At 68.4% G+C, this 18,509-nt stretch carries 20 protein-coding genes and 3 pseudogenes; 13 read left to right on the top strand and 10 right to left on the bottom strand.

Annotated elements, in window-relative coordinates:
- The first annotated feature begins 34 nt into the window (after nucleotides 1-34).
- Nucleotides 35-769: pseudogene (locus tag ACWDX6_RS28755) on the top strand (ATP-dependent DNA ligase).
- 93 nt (nucleotides 770-862) lie between these two features.
- Here the strand turns inward: ACWDX6_RS28755 and ACWDX6_RS28750 are convergent.
- A complete protein-coding gene (locus tag ACWDX6_RS28750) occupies nucleotides 863-1,060 on the bottom strand; it encodes a hypothetical protein (RefSeq protein ID WP_451487797.1) in 198 nt (65 codons plus the stop codon).
- A gap of 717 nt (nucleotides 1,061-1,777) precedes the next feature.
- Nucleotides 1,778-2,263 carry a hypothetical protein gene (locus ACWDX6_RS28745; protein ID WP_451487796.1) on the bottom strand — a complete coding sequence of 162 codons (486 nt, stop codon included), beginning with the start codon at nucleotides 2,261-2,263 and terminating at the stop codon, nucleotides 1,778-1,780.
- Nucleotides 2,264-2,438: 175 nt separating this feature from the next.
- Between ACWDX6_RS28745 and ACWDX6_RS28740 the strand changes: the two genes are divergently transcribed.
- The gene (locus tag ACWDX6_RS28740) at nucleotides 2,439-3,122 is read left to right on the top strand and encodes a hypothetical protein (RefSeq protein ID WP_451487795.1); all 684 of its coding nucleotides are present in this window, start codon (nucleotides 2,439-2,441) and stop codon (nucleotides 3,120-3,122) included.
- A 186-nt stretch (nucleotides 3,123-3,308) separates the two neighbouring features.
- Here ACWDX6_RS28740 and ACWDX6_RS28735 read toward each other — a convergent pair whose 3' ends face one another.
- Together ACWDX6_RS28735 and ACWDX6_RS28730 are read right to left on the bottom strand one after the other, a co-directional pair.
- On the bottom strand, nucleotides 3,309-3,557 hold the full coding sequence (locus tag ACWDX6_RS28735) for a hypothetical protein (RefSeq protein ID WP_451487794.1): 249 nt from the start codon (nucleotides 3,555-3,557) through the stop codon (nucleotides 3,309-3,311).
- Nucleotides 3,558-3,829: 272 nt separating this feature from the next.
- On the bottom strand, nucleotides 3,830-4,327 hold the full coding sequence (locus ACWDX6_RS28730) for a hypothetical protein (RefSeq protein ID WP_451487793.1): 498 nt from the start codon (nucleotides 4,325-4,327) through the stop codon (nucleotides 3,830-3,832).
- Nucleotides 4,328-4,788: 461 nt separating this feature from the next.
- On the opposite strand from ACWDX6_RS28730, the gene ACWDX6_RS28725 reads away from it, so the two are divergent.
- Nucleotides 4,789-5,883 carry a twin-arginine translocation signal domain-containing protein gene (locus tag ACWDX6_RS28725; protein ID WP_451487792.1) on the top strand — a complete coding sequence of 365 codons (1,095 nt, stop codon included), beginning with the start codon at nucleotides 4,789-4,791 and terminating at the stop codon, nucleotides 5,881-5,883.
- A 193-nt stretch (nucleotides 5,884-6,076) separates the two neighbouring features.
- On the opposite strand, the gene ACWDX6_RS28720 is transcribed toward ACWDX6_RS28725, so the two are convergent.
- Together ACWDX6_RS28720 and ACWDX6_RS28715 are read right to left on the bottom strand one after the other, a co-directional pair.
- Nucleotides 6,077-6,589 carry a hypothetical protein gene (locus ACWDX6_RS28720; protein ID WP_451487791.1) on the bottom strand — a complete coding sequence of 171 codons (513 nt, stop codon included), beginning with the start codon at nucleotides 6,587-6,589 and terminating at the stop codon, nucleotides 6,077-6,079.
- Between the two features lie 317 nt (nucleotides 6,590-6,906).
- Nucleotides 6,907-7,356 carry a hypothetical protein gene (locus ACWDX6_RS28715; RefSeq protein WP_451487790.1) on the bottom strand — a complete coding sequence of 150 codons (450 nt, stop codon included), beginning with the start codon at nucleotides 7,354-7,356 and terminating at the stop codon, nucleotides 6,907-6,909.
- 217 nt (nucleotides 7,357-7,573) lie between these two features.
- Here ACWDX6_RS28715 and ACWDX6_RS28710 point away from each other — a divergent pair, with 217 nt between their 5' ends.
- The 4 genes and pseudogenes from ACWDX6_RS28710 to ACWDX6_RS28695 all read left to right on the top strand — a co-directional run.
- Nucleotides 7,574-7,894 (top strand): chaplin family protein, encoded by a 321-nt coding sequence (locus ACWDX6_RS28710; RefSeq protein ID WP_451487789.1) that lies wholly within the window; start codon nucleotides 7,574-7,576, stop codon nucleotides 7,892-7,894.
- 2,310 nt (nucleotides 7,895-10,204) lie between these two features.
- Nucleotides 10,205-10,483 (top strand): hypothetical protein, encoded by a 279-nt coding sequence (locus ACWDX6_RS28705; RefSeq protein WP_451487788.1) that lies wholly within the window; start codon nucleotides 10,205-10,207, stop codon nucleotides 10,481-10,483.
- 219 nt (nucleotides 10,484-10,702) lie between these two features.
- Nucleotides 10,703-11,218, top strand: a complete 516-nt coding sequence (locus ACWDX6_RS28700; protein WP_451487787.1) for a hypothetical protein — start codon at nucleotides 10,703-10,705, stop codon at nucleotides 11,216-11,218.
- A 440-nt stretch (nucleotides 11,219-11,658) separates the two neighbouring features.
- Nucleotides 11,659-11,920, top strand: a pseudogene (locus ACWDX6_RS28695) (IS5/IS1182 family transposase); the annotation flags it as partial.
- Between the two features lie 89 nt (nucleotides 11,921-12,009).
- Here ACWDX6_RS28695 and ACWDX6_RS28690 read toward each other — a convergent pair.
- Nucleotides 12,010-12,438 carry a hypothetical protein gene (locus ACWDX6_RS28690; protein WP_451487786.1) on the bottom strand — a complete coding sequence of 143 codons (429 nt, stop codon included), beginning with the start codon at nucleotides 12,436-12,438 and terminating at the stop codon, nucleotides 12,010-12,012.
- A 17-nt stretch (nucleotides 12,439-12,455) separates the two neighbouring features.
- The gene (locus ACWDX6_RS28685; RefSeq protein ID WP_451487785.1) at nucleotides 12,456-12,698 is read right to left on the bottom strand and encodes a hypothetical protein; all 243 of its coding nucleotides are present in this window, start codon (nucleotides 12,696-12,698) and stop codon (nucleotides 12,456-12,458) included.
- A 490-nt stretch (nucleotides 12,699-13,188) separates the two neighbouring features.
- On the opposite strand from ACWDX6_RS28685, the gene ACWDX6_RS28680 reads away from it, so the two are divergent.
- Nucleotides 13,189-13,812, top strand: coding sequence for a hypothetical protein (locus tag ACWDX6_RS28680; protein ID WP_451487784.1), 624 nt, complete (start codon nucleotides 13,189-13,191; stop codon nucleotides 13,810-13,812).
- A gap of 310 nt (nucleotides 13,813-14,122) precedes the next feature.
- Here the strand turns inward: ACWDX6_RS28680 and ACWDX6_RS28675 are convergent, their stop codons facing one another.
- Nucleotides 14,123-14,317: a hypothetical protein gene (locus ACWDX6_RS28675; protein ID WP_451487798.1), complete on the bottom strand. Its 195-nt coding sequence runs from the start codon at nucleotides 14,315-14,317 to the stop codon at nucleotides 14,123-14,125.
- On the opposite strand from ACWDX6_RS28675, the gene ACWDX6_RS28670 reads away from it, so the two are divergent.
- From ACWDX6_RS28670 to ACWDX6_RS28650, 5 genes and pseudogenes are all read left to right on the top strand, one after another.
- Nucleotides 14,316-14,510 carry a hypothetical protein gene (locus ACWDX6_RS28670; RefSeq protein WP_451487783.1) on the top strand — a complete coding sequence of 65 codons (195 nt, stop codon included), beginning with the start codon at nucleotides 14,316-14,318 and terminating at the stop codon, nucleotides 14,508-14,510. The genes ACWDX6_RS28675 and ACWDX6_RS28670 overlap by 2 nt on opposite strands.
- Nucleotides 14,511-14,680: 170 nt before the next feature.
- Nucleotides 14,681-14,896 (top strand): hypothetical protein, encoded by a 216-nt coding sequence (locus ACWDX6_RS28665; protein WP_451487782.1) that lies wholly within the window; start codon nucleotides 14,681-14,683, stop codon nucleotides 14,894-14,896.
- A 259-nt stretch (nucleotides 14,897-15,155) separates the two neighbouring features.
- A pseudogene (locus ACWDX6_RS28660) lies at nucleotides 15,156-15,473 on the top strand (relaxase domain-containing protein); the annotation flags it as partial.
- Between the two features lie 276 nt (nucleotides 15,474-15,749).
- The gene (locus tag ACWDX6_RS28655) at nucleotides 15,750-16,298 is read left to right on the top strand and encodes a YciI family protein (protein WP_451487781.1); all 549 of its coding nucleotides are present in this window, start codon (nucleotides 15,750-15,752) and stop codon (nucleotides 16,296-16,298) included.
- Nucleotides 16,299-16,356: 58 nt separating this feature from the next.
- Entirely contained in the window at nucleotides 16,357-17,508 is a 1,152-nt protein-coding gene (locus ACWDX6_RS28650; RefSeq protein WP_451487780.1) for a GDSL-type esterase/lipase family protein, read from the top strand.
- Nucleotides 17,509-17,779: 271 nt separating this feature from the next.
- Here ACWDX6_RS28650 and ACWDX6_RS28645 read toward each other — a convergent pair whose 3' ends face one another.
- The gene (locus ACWDX6_RS28645; protein WP_451487779.1) at nucleotides 17,780-18,442 is read right to left on the bottom strand and encodes a Mu transposase C-terminal domain-containing protein; all 663 of its coding nucleotides are present in this window, start codon (nucleotides 18,440-18,442) and stop codon (nucleotides 17,780-17,782) included.
- Between the last annotated feature and the right edge of the window lie 67 nt (nucleotides 18,443-18,509).

Here is an 18,509-nt window from a genome sequence, read left to right as displayed (position 1 = left end):
GGAGCCGCCTCCGGCGGCTCCACCGCTCAGCAGCATGCCCAAACGCGCTCCTCTACCAACGGCGAGACGGGATCTCAAGCACTCACTTACGGTGAGTTGCCTCGGCTCCGTCGTTTCCCAGGCGTGCATAGAAGGAAGTAGACTTGGTGGTGCTGCGTCCGCCGGTGGAGCCGATGCTCGCCCAGGCCCGGGAGACCGTGCCCGGCCCCGGCGTCCTACCCGGTGGGCTCGCGTTCGAGGCAAGTTCGACGGTTACCGGTGCTTGCTGTTCACCCCGATCCGGCAGGGTGGGCCGACGTTGTTGCAGTCGCGGCGCGGCTCACTCATCCAGCGGCACTTCCCCGACCTGGTAAGCGCGGCAGCGCACCTGCCGCCCGGCCTGGTCCTCGACGGTGAGCTCGTCGTGTGGCACGAGGGGCGGTTCAGCTTTGAGGCGCTGCAGCGCCGCGCGGTCTCGGGCGGTCGCACTGTCGAATAGCTCGCTGCCACCTGCCCCGCGCACTACATCGCCTTCGACATCCTCCAGGCGGGCGGCGAGGAACTCTTGACCGAGCCGTACGAACACCGCCGCGCCATCCTGGAAGCTCTGTTCGCCGACCAGGGCCTGACAGCGCCATGGAGGCTGTGCCCGATGACTACCGACCCGGCTGTCGCTCAGGAGTGGCTGACCTCCTGGACCGAAGTGCCGGGGTGGAGGCCTGGTGATCAAGGGACTCGGTCGGCGCTACATGCCTTCGGCGAGAGGCTGGTGTGTCAACTGCACCATTGAAGTCCGCTGTGCAGGACGTCGCGGACAACCAGAAGACGCTCGTACGCACCTCGGCGGCGGCGCGTACGAGCATCTGGGACGGCTAGGGCCTACTCACCTCCCGCGGCGAGCGCCCCAACCGATCGCAGCCAAGATGGTGATGATGAACCCAGATGCCTCCGTGGTGGTCGCGGCTTTGGTGATCACAAGCGTTGCCCCGAGCGACAGGGCTGCGATCACCAGAATCAGCGAGATCAACTCCCGCTTGAAGGTGTCGGGCTGGGGTGATGCTGTCTTACGCTGGCGTGTCAAAGGACTGTTCCTCTCTCAGTTACTCCTGAAGGGCACAGCGCCTTGAGGCCTCCAGCCGCTCACTGCCAAGTAGCCGGCTGGGGGCCTTTTTTGGGCGCGCACCTATCGTGCACGTGCCGTGTGACGAGCACCACCCGATCTGTAAAGTTTTTTTTGATTCCATGGTGTCGACTAAGTCACAGCCGTGCTTCCGTAGGCTACCTTGCCTTTTTGCTTTAGATCGGAAGGTCTGATGGCGATTCTGTTGGCACATTCACGTGTAGTCGCCGCTGAACGCCTGTGAGTGGGGGGTTGGTATGCAGGCTCAGGTGGTCACCATCCACCCGGATGTGGTTCGAGGCCATGGATTCGAAGGGCTTCGGCCTCGTGGCAAGCACTCAAGGGGCCCGACGCCACCCACCCGATGCATGTAGGGCCGATCCGACGGTCTCGCTTCAGCTGGGCCCGCCACCCGACGCGGAGCCGAGAAAACCGCCGAATCGTCGATTTCCGCGCCGCCGCGGTGCTGGCGCCGTGTCCTGAGATGGAAGCCGCCCGCCCGCTGGAGGCGTGATCTTGTCGCCTGGGGTGTGCCGAGGCCGCTGCCTAAGGGGACGCACGGGTCGTCTTCAAGATCCACGTCAGGTCCTGAAGCCTGGCGCCGCCGCGGGTCCTGCCCCCGGCACGGGTGTGGTCCTCGTTGGCACACCCGACGAGGACCACAGCCACGGGTCGTGGTCACACCCGGGTGAGGCTCACCTGCTGGTTCGTGTCGGTGGAGCCCTCCAACTGGGTCGGCTGCGTTCCTCCTTCGGCGCATCGGGCCTTGAGGAAGAGCCGGTACGCCGGGATCGCGTGGCCGTTGATGATGTGCTCGGGGCTCCGGAACGCGACGTTCCACCACTGGACGTTGGACGTGCGGTAGGAGTTCTGGGCTGCCGACGTGACCCCGCTGAACGCGCTGGCCATCTTCACATCCACGAGGTAGGGCTGCGTCGGCCGGTGCCAGAACATGGCTTCGAGATCCTGGTGCTTCCTGCCGCCTTGGGAGATCCTCCCGCGGAAGGTCAGGCCGACGTAGTCGTCCTGGGCACCTCCGCAGGTGGCGGCGGCAGTGGCCTCGGAGCGGTGCGCGGCGGCGGCCGGGGCGGAAACCGTGCCAAGCGCCGGGGAAAGTCCGGCCACGACGGACCCGACCGAGACTGCGGTGCGGTACTTGCGCATGCGACGTCTCCTGTAGCTGTACAGCGGTGAAGGTCCACTGCCCGTGCGCCCGCCGCCCACCCAGCGTAACGAGGCATAACGATCGGTCGAGTGACGAAGACGCGCTCGAGCCGAGGTGCGTCCCCGACGGGTGCGTGTGAGCCTGGCTGGGTCACCTGTGGCGAACGGAGGCCCGATGGTGCAGGAACGGTGTGTGCGTCTGGCGTCGGCTGCCGATGCCGAGGCGGTCTCTGCGCTGCGCCGGGAGGCCTACGCACGCAACCACCGTTTCGAGGTCATCGACGGGCAGCGCCTGGAGTGGGGCGAGAGCGACGAGCAGTGTGCGGTCCTGGGCGTGTGGGGGCCGGAGGGCCTCCTGGCCACCAGCCGCTGGGCGTGCGCGGGCGACGCCGGCCGCGCTGGAACCGTGCTCGCATGCGATATGCCACACCGGATGGCCTTCTTCCCGGCCATCGTGGGAGGGCGTGGCGCCACCCGCGAGGACATGCAGGGACACGGCCTCACCTCACTGCTGGAATGGCACGCGTTCAGGGCCGTGGCCGAGCTGGACGTGGCAGGAGTACTGGCCTGGGTGGACAGCCCGCGACTCGGCCACTTCGAGCGCCTGGGCTTTCGCACCACCCCCACGCGTCTCGACGAGGCGGCCGGTGTCGCGGTCCCCGCCCCCCACCTCGCCTTCCTTCCTGCGGCTATGGCATCCCAGGCACTGCGCGGCCTCGACTCGCGCACCGCGCCCCTCCGCGCGTCCTTTCCCTGGTGCGGTCCGCCGCTCGGCCAGACCATGGCAGGGATGGTCGCGTTCACGCGATCCGCCCGTCCCTCCTCGGAGCAGGGCACCGGTGGTACGTGCGCACGTTGAACTCCTACACCACACCGGACGACTCGTCGGGCCCGCGACGGCCATCACGGGCGCGGGACGCACTCGGCTGAGGCGACGGCCCCGGCGAGGCAGTCCTCGGCGCTGGGGCCACCGGCCCATGACAGGGCGGTGCCTCCCCTTCGGCGCCGCGCGTGTGCCGGCGTGGTGGGCGTGTCAGGCGGGTGGCTACAGGAGCGGGCCGGTGATCCGGTGTGCTTGGGTGACGACGTTACGGAGGTGGTTGGCGAACGGGATGCGCACTGGGGTGCCGACCCCGACGATCCAGATCCGTTCCGGCAGTGCGGCGGGACGCACGCGCACCCGCAGGTCGGCCTCCAGATGGTCGACCGGGGTCGTGGTGGTCGACGCAGGTCGGTCCAGGTGCAGCGCCGCACCTGACCGGTTCGGCGCCCAGCCCGCGTCAGCCGGCGGCATCCTGCCCATCGCCGCGACGCAGGAACGACTGCCAGCGGCGGTTGACGTCCGCTTCGGTGGCGCCGGTATCCACCACCACAGCCAGACCGGCTTGGTGACCCCGCTGCCGGGTAGCTTCACAGAGCCGGAAGGCGGAACGCGTGCCGGCCGCAGAAACCCGCCGCAGCTGCGGCACGTCATGCTGGGCATGAGACGAATCAGCGACACACGTGTGGCAGCGCCCACCTGGCGGTGGTCTGACGAGGCTGACGGGTGCCACGGTTACGCCGTGGTCACACCCGGGTGAGCTGCACCCTCGCCCCTCCACCCGTGCGACCCTCCAGGCTGGTCGGCTTGGTTCCCCCGTCGTCGCACGCGGCCTTGAGGTGCACCGTGTACGGCCGGTAGCTCTCGCCGTGCGGGCCGGTGCGATCGGGAGTGCGGAAGGTAACGTTCCACCACTGTACGTTGCTGGTGCTGTAGGAGTTCTGGGCGGTGGTGAGCGTCCCGTGGAACGCGTTGGTCATCTTCAGGTCCACGAGGTACGGCTGCGTCGGCTGGTGCCAGAACGTGGCCTCGAGGTCGTAGAGCTTCCTGTTGGTGCGCGGGTTGGTGATCGAGCCGCGGAAGGTCAGGCCGACGTAGTCGTCACGATCACCTCCACATGTCGCAGCACGGCTGGGTCCGGGATCGCCCGGAGCGGCGACGGACGTGGTGGCACTCGCGCCCAGGGCAAGCGACAGCGCGGTCAGGGCGGACGCAGCAACGACCGCAGTGCGGTATCGGTACATACAGAGCCTCCTCGAAGGTGCACGGCTTCTCACAGGCTTCTGCCCGTGCATCTACTCGATAGAGAACACCCCATAGCCAACCAGCCGATTGAGTGACATCTTGCTCACCTGACGTCATGTCGTAGGGGCTGCCTGCGCGGCCCCTTGTGACCGGCCGGAGTTCACTATCGTCTGGGCCGACCTACGCGGGCAAGCGCGCCCAAGGCCGTGGCTTTCTTCGTGTGCCCGGGCTTCGCTGACGGCGCTGACCACGCAGGTGCAGTGCCAGGCAGTACGCGGCTGCCCTGCTGGATCATGTGGGCGAGGAATAGCAGCATCCACAAACAATTGTCCGCACCCCGGCGCGCGGCGTGCCGCTCACAGGTGGTCTTGCTGCGAAGCTGGCCGGTGGCAGCCGAAGCCGCGCGAAGTGATCTGCGCCCGCCGCGCACTTCTTCTGCGCGCAGGATGAAAGGACGGGAATGGTCACACGCAGAGGATTCATCGACGGCGTTTCGGTGGCCGGTGCGGCAGCGCTGTTCGGCGTCCCCCCGTCGGCCGTGGCCGCCACGGCTGAAGATCGGGCTCGGACGGACATTGAGGTGAAGGCTCGTGACGCGATCCGAGAGGTCAACGCGGGGATGCGCGCGAGTTATGCCGCACTCAAGTCCGAGATGATCCGTCGTCTGGGTCCCGTGATCGTGGTCCAAAATGACGCCAGGGGCGGCACGTTTACTCTTGTCCGTGGTGGAAGCCCGCAGGAGTCGGTCAGGCCGGTGCCCGAGCTGTTCGAGCTGGCGAAGTCGATCAGCCACGTACCCCAGGGCATTTTCTCGATCCTTGCCGCGTATCTGAGCGACAGGGTGCCCAACATTCCCAACGCCTGCCGCATCGACCCCCACGACCTGGAGATGGTCGCCTTCGCAGGGTCTCGTTCAGACGGCTGGATCGGCCCGCTCCAGAGTTACGCTGCCACGCTCAGCACCGCACGCCGACAGCTCGCAAAGGCCAACCTGCCACACCAACTGGAGGTCTCCTGCGGGAAGATCCTCGACGAAGCACTCAGATTCACCCGTGAGTGCCTGAGCAGCGGAACCTTCGACATGGCCTCACTCCAGGAGTTCTCGGCCAAGACCTACCTCAGCATCCGCACGAACATGACGTATGCCGCTGCCGCCCAGATTTCGGGTGTGGAAGGGCTCATGCGCACGTGGCGGGACCTGGTCGGAGAAAAGGCATGGGACGACCTGTATACAGTCGTGCTGTCGATCTGGACGACCTCCGAGCTGAACCAGGCGTCGATCATCATCAGGCGATGCATGAACCCGGCGAAGGTCACCACGCACCTAATCGACCTGTCGACGGCCGAGGTTCCTCGCGACCCCGTCTTCGTTGCCCTGGACAATCTCGCCCGGATCGTTCAGGACAACGTCTCGGCCGAGACGGTCCTCCCCACCGACCCGGTGATCGCAGACGCCTTCAAAGGTAAAGAGGACCTGCTCTCTGTCGAGATCCTGCATCAGCTCGGGTCAGCGTCCGGGGTGCCCACTGCGTCGGCCTGTCCGGTCCGCAGGTGACCCTTCCACGGTCTGAATGCCGCCTAGTACATCAAGGAGTGGGTGAGGCGCAGCCACGTCGGCAGGAGCACCAGGCGGTCGCGGTCCGGCGGCAGCACTCGTGTTCGTTCATGTTCTATTTTAGAAACGGGGCACCGGAGACGCCCCAGGCCCCACCCCGGTGACCGCTGGCCCCGCCCTCGGCGGCCGGGTCTCACTCCTCGAACGGCGGCACGCCGCCGATGTCGATGTCGGTGCGGACGCGGTGGGGCCGAGCCGGGTGCCGCCACCGGCCGCCCGCGTCCCGCGCGACGCCGACGGCCACCTCCAGCACCACGTCCGGCACCACCAGGAGCAGGTCGAGCGCGCGGGCGGTTCCCCACCCGGCGGCAAACGTCCACCCCTCCCACGGATGCCCGCCGGGTGCCGGGGTGAGCCGGTAGGCCAAGGCCCTACCGGCCGCCTGCGAGAGCGTGGTGGTACGCCCGACGTACCGCAGCCGGCCCGCGCCGTCGTGGCGGCCCAGCAGCACCGTGCGCGGCGCGGCCAGGGACCCGGTGACCGCGCCCACGAGGGCTTCGGTCGTGGCCCGCACCTGTTCTTGCGCACCGCCCGTGTACGGCGCGTCCAGCCGTTTGAAGCACAGGCCCTCGACCCCGGCGGCCGTCCACGTAAGCCACTCCCGCGCCGTGGCCGGGTCGGTGGTCGACGGACACAACGTGAACACCGCCGGCATAACTGTAGATGCGCTCCACGCCGTCCTGGAGCGCCCAAGTGGTGGTTAGGGCGGCGGTAGGGTTCGTGTTCCCTTGAGCGTGACCTGCGGATTCAGGGTTCCGAAACACAGCTTCTCAGGCGGCCTCACCCAGGTTGTGCACCTTCCACGACTCGCAGGAGGCCCGGATCGGCCCGGTGTGCACCCCGGGTACCCACCGGGCCGCGAGGAGTTCCGCCGCGCGACCGGGCGCGGGTTCAGCGGCATCGGACCACGGTCGTGCGGGTGGTCCCCGTCAACAGCTGACGGGGACCACCGCACGACCGTGGTCACACCCGATTGAGGTTCACTTTCAGCATTGCGTCGGTGTAGCCCTCCAGGGCGGTCGGCTTGGTCCCTCCTTCGTCGCACTTGGCCCGGAGGTACAACGTGTGCTTGCCGATGCTCTCGACCTCGGGAGTGCTGAAAGTGACGTTCCACCACTGCACGTTGCTTGTGCGGTACGAGTTCTGGGCGGTGGTCAGCGTCCCATCGAACGCGCTGGTCATTTTCAGATCCACGAGGTACGGCTGCGTCGGCTGGTGCCAGAACATGGCCTCGAGGTCGTAGTGCTTCTTGCCGTAAGGGCTGGTGATCGAGCCCCGGAACGTCAGACCGACGTAGTCGTCACGATCGCCTCCACACGCTGCGGCGGGGCGCGGTCCGGGGCTACCCGGCGCGGCGGCGGACGGGGCTGAGCCCATGCCCAAGGCCAGGGACAACGCGGCCACGACGGACATGGCCGCGACTGCGGTGCGGTGTCGGTGCATACAGCGCCTCTTAGAACCTGTCGTCCAGTACTTGAGCCACTGCCCGCGCATCAGGGCGGTAGGCGACACCGGAGCCCGACCAGCCGATGGAGTGACATGAAGGACATATGTCGCAATCCCGGTCCGTGTTGAGTTCGGGAGGCATCGACATCCGTATCCACGCCAGCAGAAAAGCGTTACTTAGGGCATGAATCGTGCATCCAGCGCCGGTTGTCTCGCGCTCCTCGCCATCGGCCTCACTGCCACCCCCGCCTTCGCCGGCGGCATCCTGCCGATTGCCTCGCCCGCCTTCGGTACCGCGTGCACCATCCACGGCACCTCCCAGGCGAGCGCAGCAACCACCCACGGCACCGGTACGGCCAGCGGCAATCTCGCCGGACTGCCCATGGACAGTCCCGTCAACCACTGCGGCGGCGCCGATGCCATCCCCGTCCCCGAGGTCCAATTCGCTGGCAACGCCGTCGGTATCGTCGGCAACGTTATCCCCTACTTCCGTAGCCCTCGATAAACCGCAGCACGCAGTCGTGCCGACACTGCGCGGGGAGGTCCAGCGCCTCCAGCTCGCACGGGTCCGGTGGTGCGGGGCCGGTACATATGATCGAGTACGCGCTCGTCCTCGTGGCGGCCCCTTGGCCTGGATGTCTCCCGTGGCCGTGCCTTTGCTGTGCCGACGGCCGCCCGGCCTTCCGGGCCCGTCCCCGGCTCTTGGCCCCGGGGGTCGCTACCCCCTTTCGCCGGGACGCTGCGCCGGGGCCGGCGCGGGGGGTGGGTCATTCTTGCGCCGGCAGGAGGCCCTGGCGAAAGAAGACCACCGCGGCGCAGGGCAGGAAGGCGGCGATGTCCTGGCGCCTGGATCTCGCCCGGCGTCGAGCATTGCGCACGCGCCTCCGGCCTGACCAACCGTCTCCAGGCCGCATCCGGCGACTGGCCGCCGCCCGCCGATGTCGTACACGCCCTACGAGAGGCGATCACCAGTGATCCACCGCTCAATGACCGGCTGATGCCGTCGACCGTATCCCCCTCTTGCGGCCGCGCGTGGTCAGCAGCGTCAGGCAGGCATTACGGCGCGCGCCGACGGTGTACCGGTAGGGCAGAGTGCTCCTCTCACCGCAAAGAGCAGTGCCTCGTGATCATCGCCGCGTCCGTATGTCGGCCGTGCACACCCCTGCCGTGCGACGCAGGGCCTCAGTGGCCGTCCGACTAGGTATCCGCCCTCGGACGACTTGCCGTGGCCGTAGACTCGCGCGCCATGGAAGACATGTTCGAGCTGGGGACCATCAGTTGCCCATCCGGCACCTTAGTGATCATTGACGGTGGTTACCTGGGGCTGTGGAGCGGAGACCGGTCGCCGGCGGACATTGATCCAGCCTCCTTGGGTATCGAAGACCCTGCAATGGCCGCCGACGTCACGGGTGCCATTGACTTCGTCGTCACCGGGCCGGACGCCTCCGAAGCAGTTCGGACCTTTGATAGGCGGCCAGGCTCCATGCTCCATGACGTCCCGGCCTCGAAGGCCGCCGCATTCGAGGCGACTTTCGATGGCCACTGCCGATCTGCCAGCCTGGACGCGCGACTGGAGGCCCTGCCGGTCGGGAGGCCCATGCCCACAGGGCCCGTCGGACAGCCGAAGAGGGCGGTGGCTACTTTTCGATGTTCGGGGTGCCCGTCGTTGCCGTGGGCGGCGTACCCAGAAGTCAGCACCTGCCCGTGCTGGCTACACAGATCGACTACGGAGACGGTGTCGGCGCTCGCTGGTCCGAGATCTCGATCCGGATGCGCGAGGGCCGAGTCGCGTCATCGGTTTACCTGGGTGACGTAGGAGTGGACTGGGCACGTGTGCTTTTCGGCGATGTCGACGCCCTGAACACCTGGCAGCACGATGCCGGGTGGACGGCTCGGCCGACGTGGCGTTCTGGGGGGCCGCGGCAGACGAAGCAGCCGCGACGTTTGCCGCACCCGAACTGGGCGAATCCGGCGAGGACGGTGTTCGCGGGTGGACTGCCCTGCCCGTCTCGGAGGCCATGGACAGAGCACGTGCTTTGTCGAGATGGAAGGACGAGACCGGACAACGCATGGCGGTGGACTTCCGACCTCACTCCCATCACTGGCAGATCATGCGCGAGGTCCGTGCTTCGCACGTCTAAGCCGGATCCGTGGAACTCGGTGATGCCCGAGTGCTGTGCGCAATGACGAGCTGGGGCGACGGCATCTTCCCGGTGAACGCCGATCTGGATTCGTCCGGTGACGTACTCGCAGTGCGAGTGCGCTTCGCCCCCACGCCCTGAGCAGCAGCCCGGAGCGTGTGGCATGGGTATGTAGCGCCGTACCCGGGTGAGCATTTTCATGTGTACGCCGACACCGTATGGGCACCATCGGGCAGACCGTGCCGGTTGCCGCGGCCTGCTTGGCCCGGACGAAGGTCAGGGTCAGGTCGACCCCTTCGATCTGGCCGAGCTGTTCCTCCTCGGCGCGTTTACGACGGAGGACCAGGTCCTTCTCGATCTCCGCGAGCCTGGGCAGCATCTTCAGGCCGACCTGAAGAACCGGGCAGCGGATGCAGGCGCGGTACGTGGTCCTCCGCATTCGCGTCTCCCCCCGGGGAAGGACCGCCCCTGGCCCTCCCTGCCCCACAGCGGCGGGGCCGCGCCCCCTCCCGGCTCCCCACGGGAGGGCTTGGCGCGCCGGCGACCAAGGCCCAGCCTTCCTCCTACCGTCGTAAGCACGGCCGCGCCCTGCTCAGCTCCAGATGCGAGTGTCATCCAGCTGGGTGACCCTGGTGAAAGTGCCCTGCCCCCCACTTACACCAGGGAGACCCACGATGATCCAGATGCTGCATGAGAAGGGCTTCCGTAGCGAACACGCCTACACGGCAGCTTTCCTGTCCATCGGCCTGTCCATCTTCACCTGGGCCGCATCACTCAAGGCAGAACCAGGTGCCGGCCTCGACCGCGCCGACCGGTGGGGAATCTTCGTCGGCGAATGGGCCCCGACATTCTTCGGCCTCGGCCTCGCCCTGTCCCACTACGAGCAGCACGACGGCACCCTGACGTCCAAGGTGCGCGACCTCCACCCGGCTGAAGAACGGCAAGCCATGTAGCGGCGGCGCCCGCCCCTCGACGACGAGGAGGGGCGGGCGAAGTCCGCGGCAGCCTCAACACCAAGCACATCTACGTCGACGACCTCCGCCGCGGCGGTGCGCCGCTGCTGGACTCGGAGGTACGCGACGAGCGCGGAAGCGGGCCTCCTAGGCCGGACCCGGGACCCTGCCCTCAGCTTGGTCGTCGTGTCCTGCCGCCGGTCGCCCTTTGATGCCCGTGTGGAGACTGCTGAGCCGCCGTCCGGCGACTACCCCCGTCTGCCCCTGCTCACCGCCGCAGAGGCCCGGGACGCCGCCGGCTACATAGCCGGCGGCTCGTGCCCGCCCCTCGATGAACTCACGGTGAAGGTCCCACACAACCACTCCTGGGGACGAACTACCTGGGGCAACGAGCCGTGCGAGGTGCAGTTGACAAGGCAGCGGGCGCAGCTACCGCGGAGGTGGGCACTCCAGGCGCGAGGATCCGAGACGCTCTGGTCAGGCCGGCGGCTGCCGGGTGTGGTCGAGGAGGTGCGGGGCGGTGTGGATGCGGTGAAGACCGCTGTCTCCGCGGCCGTGGCCGCGGAGGTGGCTGAGGCCCGGTGCGTTGTCGAGGGCTGTACGCAGAGCGGTCACGTTGTGAATCTCCCCGTAGTCCTGGAGACGGTGCAGGACCCGGTGGCCCAGGGAGTCGTGACCGAGAAGGTCTGCGAGTTCTTGGTCAGCGGGACCGAGGTAGGCACAGTCGAAGCATGAAGGCCGTCGCCGGTGCTCGGCCTCCGCCCGGCTCAGCAGGCGTGCGTATTCCTCGGGGTACGCCGCGATCAGCTGTTTGATCGCAGCCACCTCCGGCTCCCAGGCGCCTGTCATCGCCGTGCCCGCCGGGCCGCGTGCCGGTCATATCTCCACGTTACGTCCGCGCGCGGGCCACCGACATCGAGCGTCATCGGCTGAGGTGCGTCTGCTGCTCCGTCGGCACTCGGCGGGCGAGGTCCGCGGCGAGCTGGCCGACCGCCTGTCCGCGCGGGGTGGGGTCGAGGGTTTCCAGCAGCCGCAGAGGCCATGCACATCGTCCTGGACAACACCGCGATGGCCGCGGCCGGTCAGGGCAACGTTCTTGCTTCCCGCCTCATCACCGCGCCCACGCCCAGGCTGGCTGGTACCTGTACGCCCCCACGTGCGCGCTCGTCGAAGCGGACCGTGCCAGGCCGGGCACGGCGAAACACCTTGCCGCGCTGCCGGGCATCCCGCCGATCCGATCCAGGCGTGGACCTCGCCGACGGCGCCCCTGGCAAGCTACACGCCGACAAAGGCTACGACTACGACCACCTGCGCTGCTGGCTCCGCAAACGCGGCATTCACCACCGCATCGCCCGCCGTGGCATCGAGGCCTCACAACGGCTCGGCCGTCACCGCTGGGTCGTCGAACGGACGGTGTCCTGGCTCGCTGGCTGCCGGGCACGCGTGAGCGGCACGCAAGAAGAACGCCCGCGCCCCGAGCCGCCGTTCTGGACGGCGTGGGGCGCGGGCGGGCGGAACTCGGAGGCTTACGCCGGTACGGGTGCCGGTTCCGGGCGCAGCGCCGCAAGCGGAGAGCGTCGGCCCTTCTCCACCGTGCGCAGCTGCTCCCAGTCGACCTCCGGGTGGGTGGGGATGACCGCGTCGACGGACGCCGTGGTGTACAGCACGACGTCGACGGCCCCGGCCCGGCCGGTGCCGAAGCGGACCTCGATCGACTGTGGGGAGCGGACCCAGCCGAGCCGCACCATGTGGTCGAAGTCGGCACGGCGCACCCCGAGCCGGGCGGCGGCCTGCTCTGGTCCGAGCGGGGTGTCGGCGGCGACCAGGGCCGCCAGGCCCTCGTGCTGGCAGACCTCCGCGACTTGGCCGGGGTGGTGCAGTGTCCCGTCCGGGTTCGCGCTCAGGTCGACCAGGAGGCCGCGGTCGACGAACCGGCGCACTACGAACGCCGTCACGTTCGCCTTCTCGCTGATCACGTTCGGGGTGCCGAGCGCGTCGGCGATCCGGTCGGCCGCCGCGCCGCCGGAGATCGGCGGGAGGGCATCGCGGCCCGGATGGCGTCGGCGTCCAGCGCCTCCACAGCGGACCGGGACCACCAGGACGATGACACGTCGGAGGCGGGGATGAGACCGGTGTGCCGGGCCCACCGGAAGGCGGCTGCGGGCACCTTCAGGCGCTTGGCGGCCTGGCTCGCGCCGTACTCGGTTCGTCGCATGAGATCACCTCTCGCTCGTTCGCCTCGAAGCGGCGGAACAGAGCTGACAGAGCTTCCAAAATTGTGTCAAATCATCCTAGGCTCGGGCGAGTTGGGCCGGTACGGCTAGAACTGCGCACGCGTACGCGAGGGGAAAACCACCCGTCCGGAAGCCACGGCGAACCCGGTCGAACTCAGCGCCCGTGCCGCTGACAGCTCGCTGGCGACCAGCGGGGGGGCGTCGGCGGGGGAGAGGTCGGGGCGCACCCGGTGCCAGCGTGCGGCGTGCCGCCAGCGGCCGGAGGTTCCGGTGCTGACGTCAGTCTTGGCTCCGTCGACGCTGCCGCCCTCGCTCTGCACCGTGCTCGGCGGCCGCGGACCAGCGCCCATCGTGTCTCGGCCTCGGGCTCAGGTTTGGCGTTACGTAGCACTGTGCAGGGAAGGAACGTGTCGGATGCTGACGTGACGCAGCTCGCCGCGAGGACGCTGGGGGACGTACATGGTCTGGGCGATGAGTAATGATTACGCCGCCATTGTGACGACGATCAACGCGGCTGTCCTGCTGGTGGGGACGGTCCAGTACACCGGACTGACGAAGCGGGTGGGCGACAGGATGCTTGCCGCAACGCGCGAGCAGGCCGAGGCCAAGGCGCTCTTGCTCGACCAGCGGCGCCTAGGCACTGAACCGTCACCGGAGTCCCTCGTCCGGTTGCAAGAGCAGCGTGACGAACTGCGTCGGCGGACCCGTGCCAACGCCGTGGCCAGTTTGATCTGGTCGGCGACGTGTGCGTTGCTGTTGGTACAGCAGATGCGCATCCTCGCGTGGACCGGGACGGCCCACCCCGGACCGGCGTCAGAGTTGGCGAGGTCATCGTTCTACGTCACCGTCACTGGGGTGCTCGTGCTCGTGCTTGTCGCGGAACCGTTGGCCCGTGGCTGCTATCGGCTCTGGCGAGGAGTCTGGTGGGGCTCGCTGGAGTACAGGAAGCACTACCCCCGGTCGGAAAGGCGTTGGCTGGATCGACAGGTGCGCGGCGCGACCCGGTTGGCGGCAAGCCAGACCACGTCGTCGGCCCCCGCCCCGACGCCCGGCGCGTCACAACCTCGTCGGGCAACCCTGGGCGCCGATGACTAACAGCGCTCAGTCCCCCGCCCGGGCGGCGGGTGTGCAACAACAACTTCGGCATGGCAGCGGGGCCTGGCGGCGTACGGCAATCCCTCCTACCTGCACACCTGCGCCCGCGCCGCCGCACTCCGTTGTACGGCCGCCCTTCCCGCCACCCGCCGTACGGTCGCCGACCGTCCCGCCGTCGTACCGCGTGCCGCCGTACGGTCGCCGCCGCCGCTGGCCATGCGTACCCCGGATGACGCCTCGCCTAGTCTTGCGCCCCGGCGCCCGAGGCCGAACCCCTTCTCGGCTACGCGCCCGGCAGCTTGAAGGCGCTCTAGGAGCGGAGGGCGGCGGGTTTGTTCTCCCAGGCTTCTTCGCCCGGTTCCCACACCATCCCGGCTTCCGGCGCGTCGAGCAGCGTCTTGCGCCGCTTCTCCAGCTCACCGGCCCGCAACGCTTTGCGCTGCTGGTGGACCCAGCGGCTGACGCCACCCGGGCCCGGACATCCCGGGGAAAACGTCCGGTTCATGACCTCCTGGGGGTCGCGGACGCCGCTCGATGTCGTGCTGGTCGAACCGGTGCTGGTCGCCGAGATCACGGTGGACACGGCGCTGGGGCGCGGAGCGTGGAGGCACCCGGTGCGCCTCGCCCGGCTCCGGCTGGACGTCGCGGTTGCGGACGTCCAGCCCTTCGGCGCGGGTGCCGAGCCTGCCAGCGGGTGACCGCCCATGCCCTCCGCCTCCCGACGCGGTCAGGGGCCCGTGAGGATGCCGTGGGTGCCGATGCGGCGCCAGACGACGTGCTGTACGCCATCTCTGAACTAACGACTCGGAGATCATTACGGGAGGACAGGGCTGGAGGGAGCGTTGGCCCGACTTGGTAGCATCGGGCCATGCCTACGGGACCTTCGCATGACCGTGTCGTCAACAGCCTCGTCAACGGTGAACCCTCACAGGAGGTCTCTCCCTGCCGGTGCATGATCGGTGAGGATCACTTCGAGGGTCCGGACTTCCTTGATCATGAGGAGGAGCCTGAGGGGCACTCGTTCGCTGGAGCCGAGGAGATCTGGCTCTCCAGCGGCATGGATGAGGACTACGACTTCCGCTAACGACTTCGGGAGCGGTGGTGGTCCAGGGCTACTTGGTGGCTTCGCTGGTGCGGACGGTGAGCTGGGTGAGGGTGGGCAGGCCCAGGAAGACGGGGGACTGCTTCTTCTGCTGAGCATCGATCTGGGCGATCTTATCCTCGGCGGCGGCGAGGCTGGTAAACAGTCCTTCGACTTCGCCGAGCCACCCTTCGCGTTCGGCTTCGGCGACCCTGTCTTTGAGGTTGTCGCGGATCTCTTCGAGGCGGGGCTTCTCGTCCAGCCCTGGCCGGCCTTCGACCTGCTGTTCCGGCTCCCGCCGACGGCGTACCTCGCGTGGGCCCTGATGGACGACCGGCGCCGCCGGGTGCTGGAGCTGTGCGGCGACGTCGCCCGCGACAAGACGCTGGTATGGCTGGAGGAGTCGGTCGTGGAGATCCGCTGGAAGGCCGGCGGTAAGCAGCGGGCCCGGGTCAAGGACGGGCTGATCGTCGCGGTCTTCCGGCACTACGAGTCCAGAGCCACGGAATCGAGGCCGCTGCTTCACGCGCACGCGGTCGTGTCGATCCGGGCCCGGCGGCCGTATGACGGGGAGTGGGGCACCCCGTACACCCACCGCTACAACTGCTGAGTGCCCGCTTTCAGAGTCCGGTGCGTGATCCTTGGGCGGCTGTGGGCCGTCCTGAGCCGGGGATGCCGGCGCCGGATGCTGTTTCTGCCACTTGGCTGCGGAGCAGCCGTGTTCGAACTCACTTGGTTGTGACCGCGCGACCGTGACGCTACGCCGTTTTCCGGAATGCTGTCTGGCTTCGAGCGCTGGTCATCGTTGCCAAAAGCCAGTTGAGATGGTGCCCTTGATGGGGAAGGGTCTGTGGTCATGGAGTTCTTCTGCTACCACCGTGACCGGCCCGGCTCCCTCGCGTTACGCAAGGAGTCGGTGGAGGAGCACTGGTCCTACATGGACCGGTACGCGAAGGTTCTGATCGCTCGCGGCCCGACCTTCGCCGATGATGGTGGAACACCCACCGGCAGCGTGCACATCGTCGATCTGCCCGATCCCGCCGCGGCCCGCGCGTTCGCCTTCGAGGAGCCCAACTACCAGGCCGGCGCGTACCGGGATGTGCTGCTGCGCCGGTGGCGCAACGTGCTGGGGCGCACCATGTGGGATTTCCCCGGTGGCCGGACCGATGGCAACCGGTACCTGGTGCTCGGCCTCGGCGAGGGCCCGGCCGCCGACCTTGCCCTGCCGCTCGACCGGGACGAGCTGGTCGCGTACGGGCCGCTGCTGTCCGACGACGGCGACACCTGGCTGGGTACGGCGGTGCTGCTGAGGGCCCCGGATCCGGACACGGCACGAGCCGTCCTGACTGCGGACCGGTACGCGGACATCGAGGTCCACGACTGGGAGTTCGGCGGGCGTCGATGAGCCACGAAGGCGCCGGGTCGATGACATCTCCGGACCACGTTGACCTGGGACAGCAGCGGTGACGGTGGCGCTGCGGGCGGTTCCGCTGGTGGGCGGGCCGGTGGAGATACGGGGTGCGTTGGACCTGGAGACCACACAGGCAGGGGTGATGCCGCGCCGGTTGCCCGCGTGGACCAAGGAGCAGTACCAGGACCCGTCGGTCTACGGGGTGACCGTGATGCCTTCGGGGGTGCGGCTGGTGTTCCGCACCGATGCGCGCGCATTGGAGTTCGAGGTACTCACCTCCACCGGCCAGCTCGACTCCGACCCCCACCCTCGCCCAACCGGGATGTTGGAGCTGCTGGTGGACGGCGCCTTGGCCGGGCGTCAGCAGGCGCCGGTGGGCAACGTGCTGCGGATGGCGGGCCCCGGGGCCGTACAGCGACTCATCCCGGGCGAGCCAGCAACCGTACGGTTCGCTGGGCTGCCGGCCGGCATGAAGGGCGTCGAGTTGTGGCTGCCACAGCAGACCCCGACGGAACTGGTGGCACTGCGCGCTGACGGTGACGTGCTGGCACCGCTGCCGGACGGGCGGCGCCGCTGGGTGCACCACGGCAGTTCCATCAGCCACTGCATCGAGGCTGACGGCCCGACCGGGACCTGGCCGGTGGTGGCAGCTGCGCTCGGAAGGGTGGAGGTGATCAACCTCAGCCAGGCGGGCAACGCGCTGCTGGATCCCTATGTCGCCCGGACGATCCGCGATACGCCCGCCGACCTGATCAGTCTCAAGGTGGGCATCAACATCGTGAGCCTGTCCGCCTTCCGACTGCGCACGTTCGGCCCGGCGGTACACGGATTCCTGGACACGATCCGGGATGGACACCCGGACACCCCGCTGCTGTTGATCTCTCCGGTGAGCTGTCCGGCCCTGGAGGAGACCCCCGGCCCGACCGCGACCGGCCCGGACGGGAGGCTCGCTGCCCTGGGCGACCCGGCCGATGTGGCCGGCGGGGCATTGTCGCTGGCGGTGGTCCGTGCCGAGCTTGCCCGGATCACTGCGGCACGACAGGCGTCCGATCCCCACCTCCACTATCTCGACGGACGCGAGCTGCTCGGCCCGGACGAGGCAGACGACCTGGCCGACGGCCTTCACCCCACCGCCGCCGCATACCGTCGAATGGGCAAGCGCTTTGCAGCCCAGGCCTTCGCGACCGACGGTCCCTTCCGCTGAGTGAGCTGGGCTCCACACCCCGCACCAGGTGTGGAGCTTCCACGCTCCTCCGGCCGGAGATGCGCGGTGGGGGATTGACGCTCGGAGGGGGGTTTGTTGGTGTATTGCGGGCTTGCTGGCCTGGTGTGTTGTGGGTTCGTTGAGAGAGGCCGGGTGCACGGTTCCACCGGGCAGTTCGGGGTGTGAGCTGGGGTTGTGTCGTGTGCGCTGAGTGGGACCGGGCTCGTTGTGGGTTTCGCCAGTGTGCTGCCCGCACTCTGCGGGTTCGGGTTCACCATTTGTCGGCTTCCTCGTGTGTGTCGTAGAGCCCGAATCCGGTGGCAGGGGCGGGACTGAAGTTGTCGTCGGGCAGGTCGTCGAGGTCATCGATGCTGTCGTCTTTGCCATCGGCACCTTGCTGCGCCGGGCTGTCGGCGGGCCGTGCGGTGTCGTGTCCTGGTTGGCGGGCTGTGGGGAGGGGGACTGCGGTGGTGCGGGCCAGGAGGGCCTGCTCGGCCTTGGTGGCGTGGCCGCTGTGGACGCGGCGCATGAGCTGGTCGAGTGCGTCGGCGAGGTCGGCTTCGTACTGCTCGGCATCGCCGTGGTTGCCGTGGAGGGCGAGGGTTTTGATGTGCTGCCAGGTGCGTTCGTCGAAGGGCCGGTGGACGTGGTCGCGGTGGATCCAGGGGATTGCGGTGAGGTCGCCGTCGGGGAGGCGGATCCAGATCTGGCGGACGTCGTGGGGGTTGTAGTGGATCTCCCATTTCCCGCCTCGGCCGGCGACGGGGGAGGGCTGGCCGCGGTAGGGGGCGAGGAGATCGTGGTCGTAGGTGCGGTGGTGGATGCGGATGCCGGAGGCGGTGATGGCCTGCCAGCGCACAGGCAGCAGTTCGAGGTAGTCGCGGCCGGTCAACGGGACGGGCACGTATCCGGCGACGGCGACAGCGCGGCCCACATCTGGTTCGGTGTGAGGGCTTTGCGGGGCATTAGTGGGTGGCGCAGGCCTTCGTGGGGACGGTGGT

Source organism: Streptomyces sp. NPDC003027, assembly GCF_053591435.1.
This window is presented reverse-complemented; position numbering and strand designations above follow the sequence as displayed.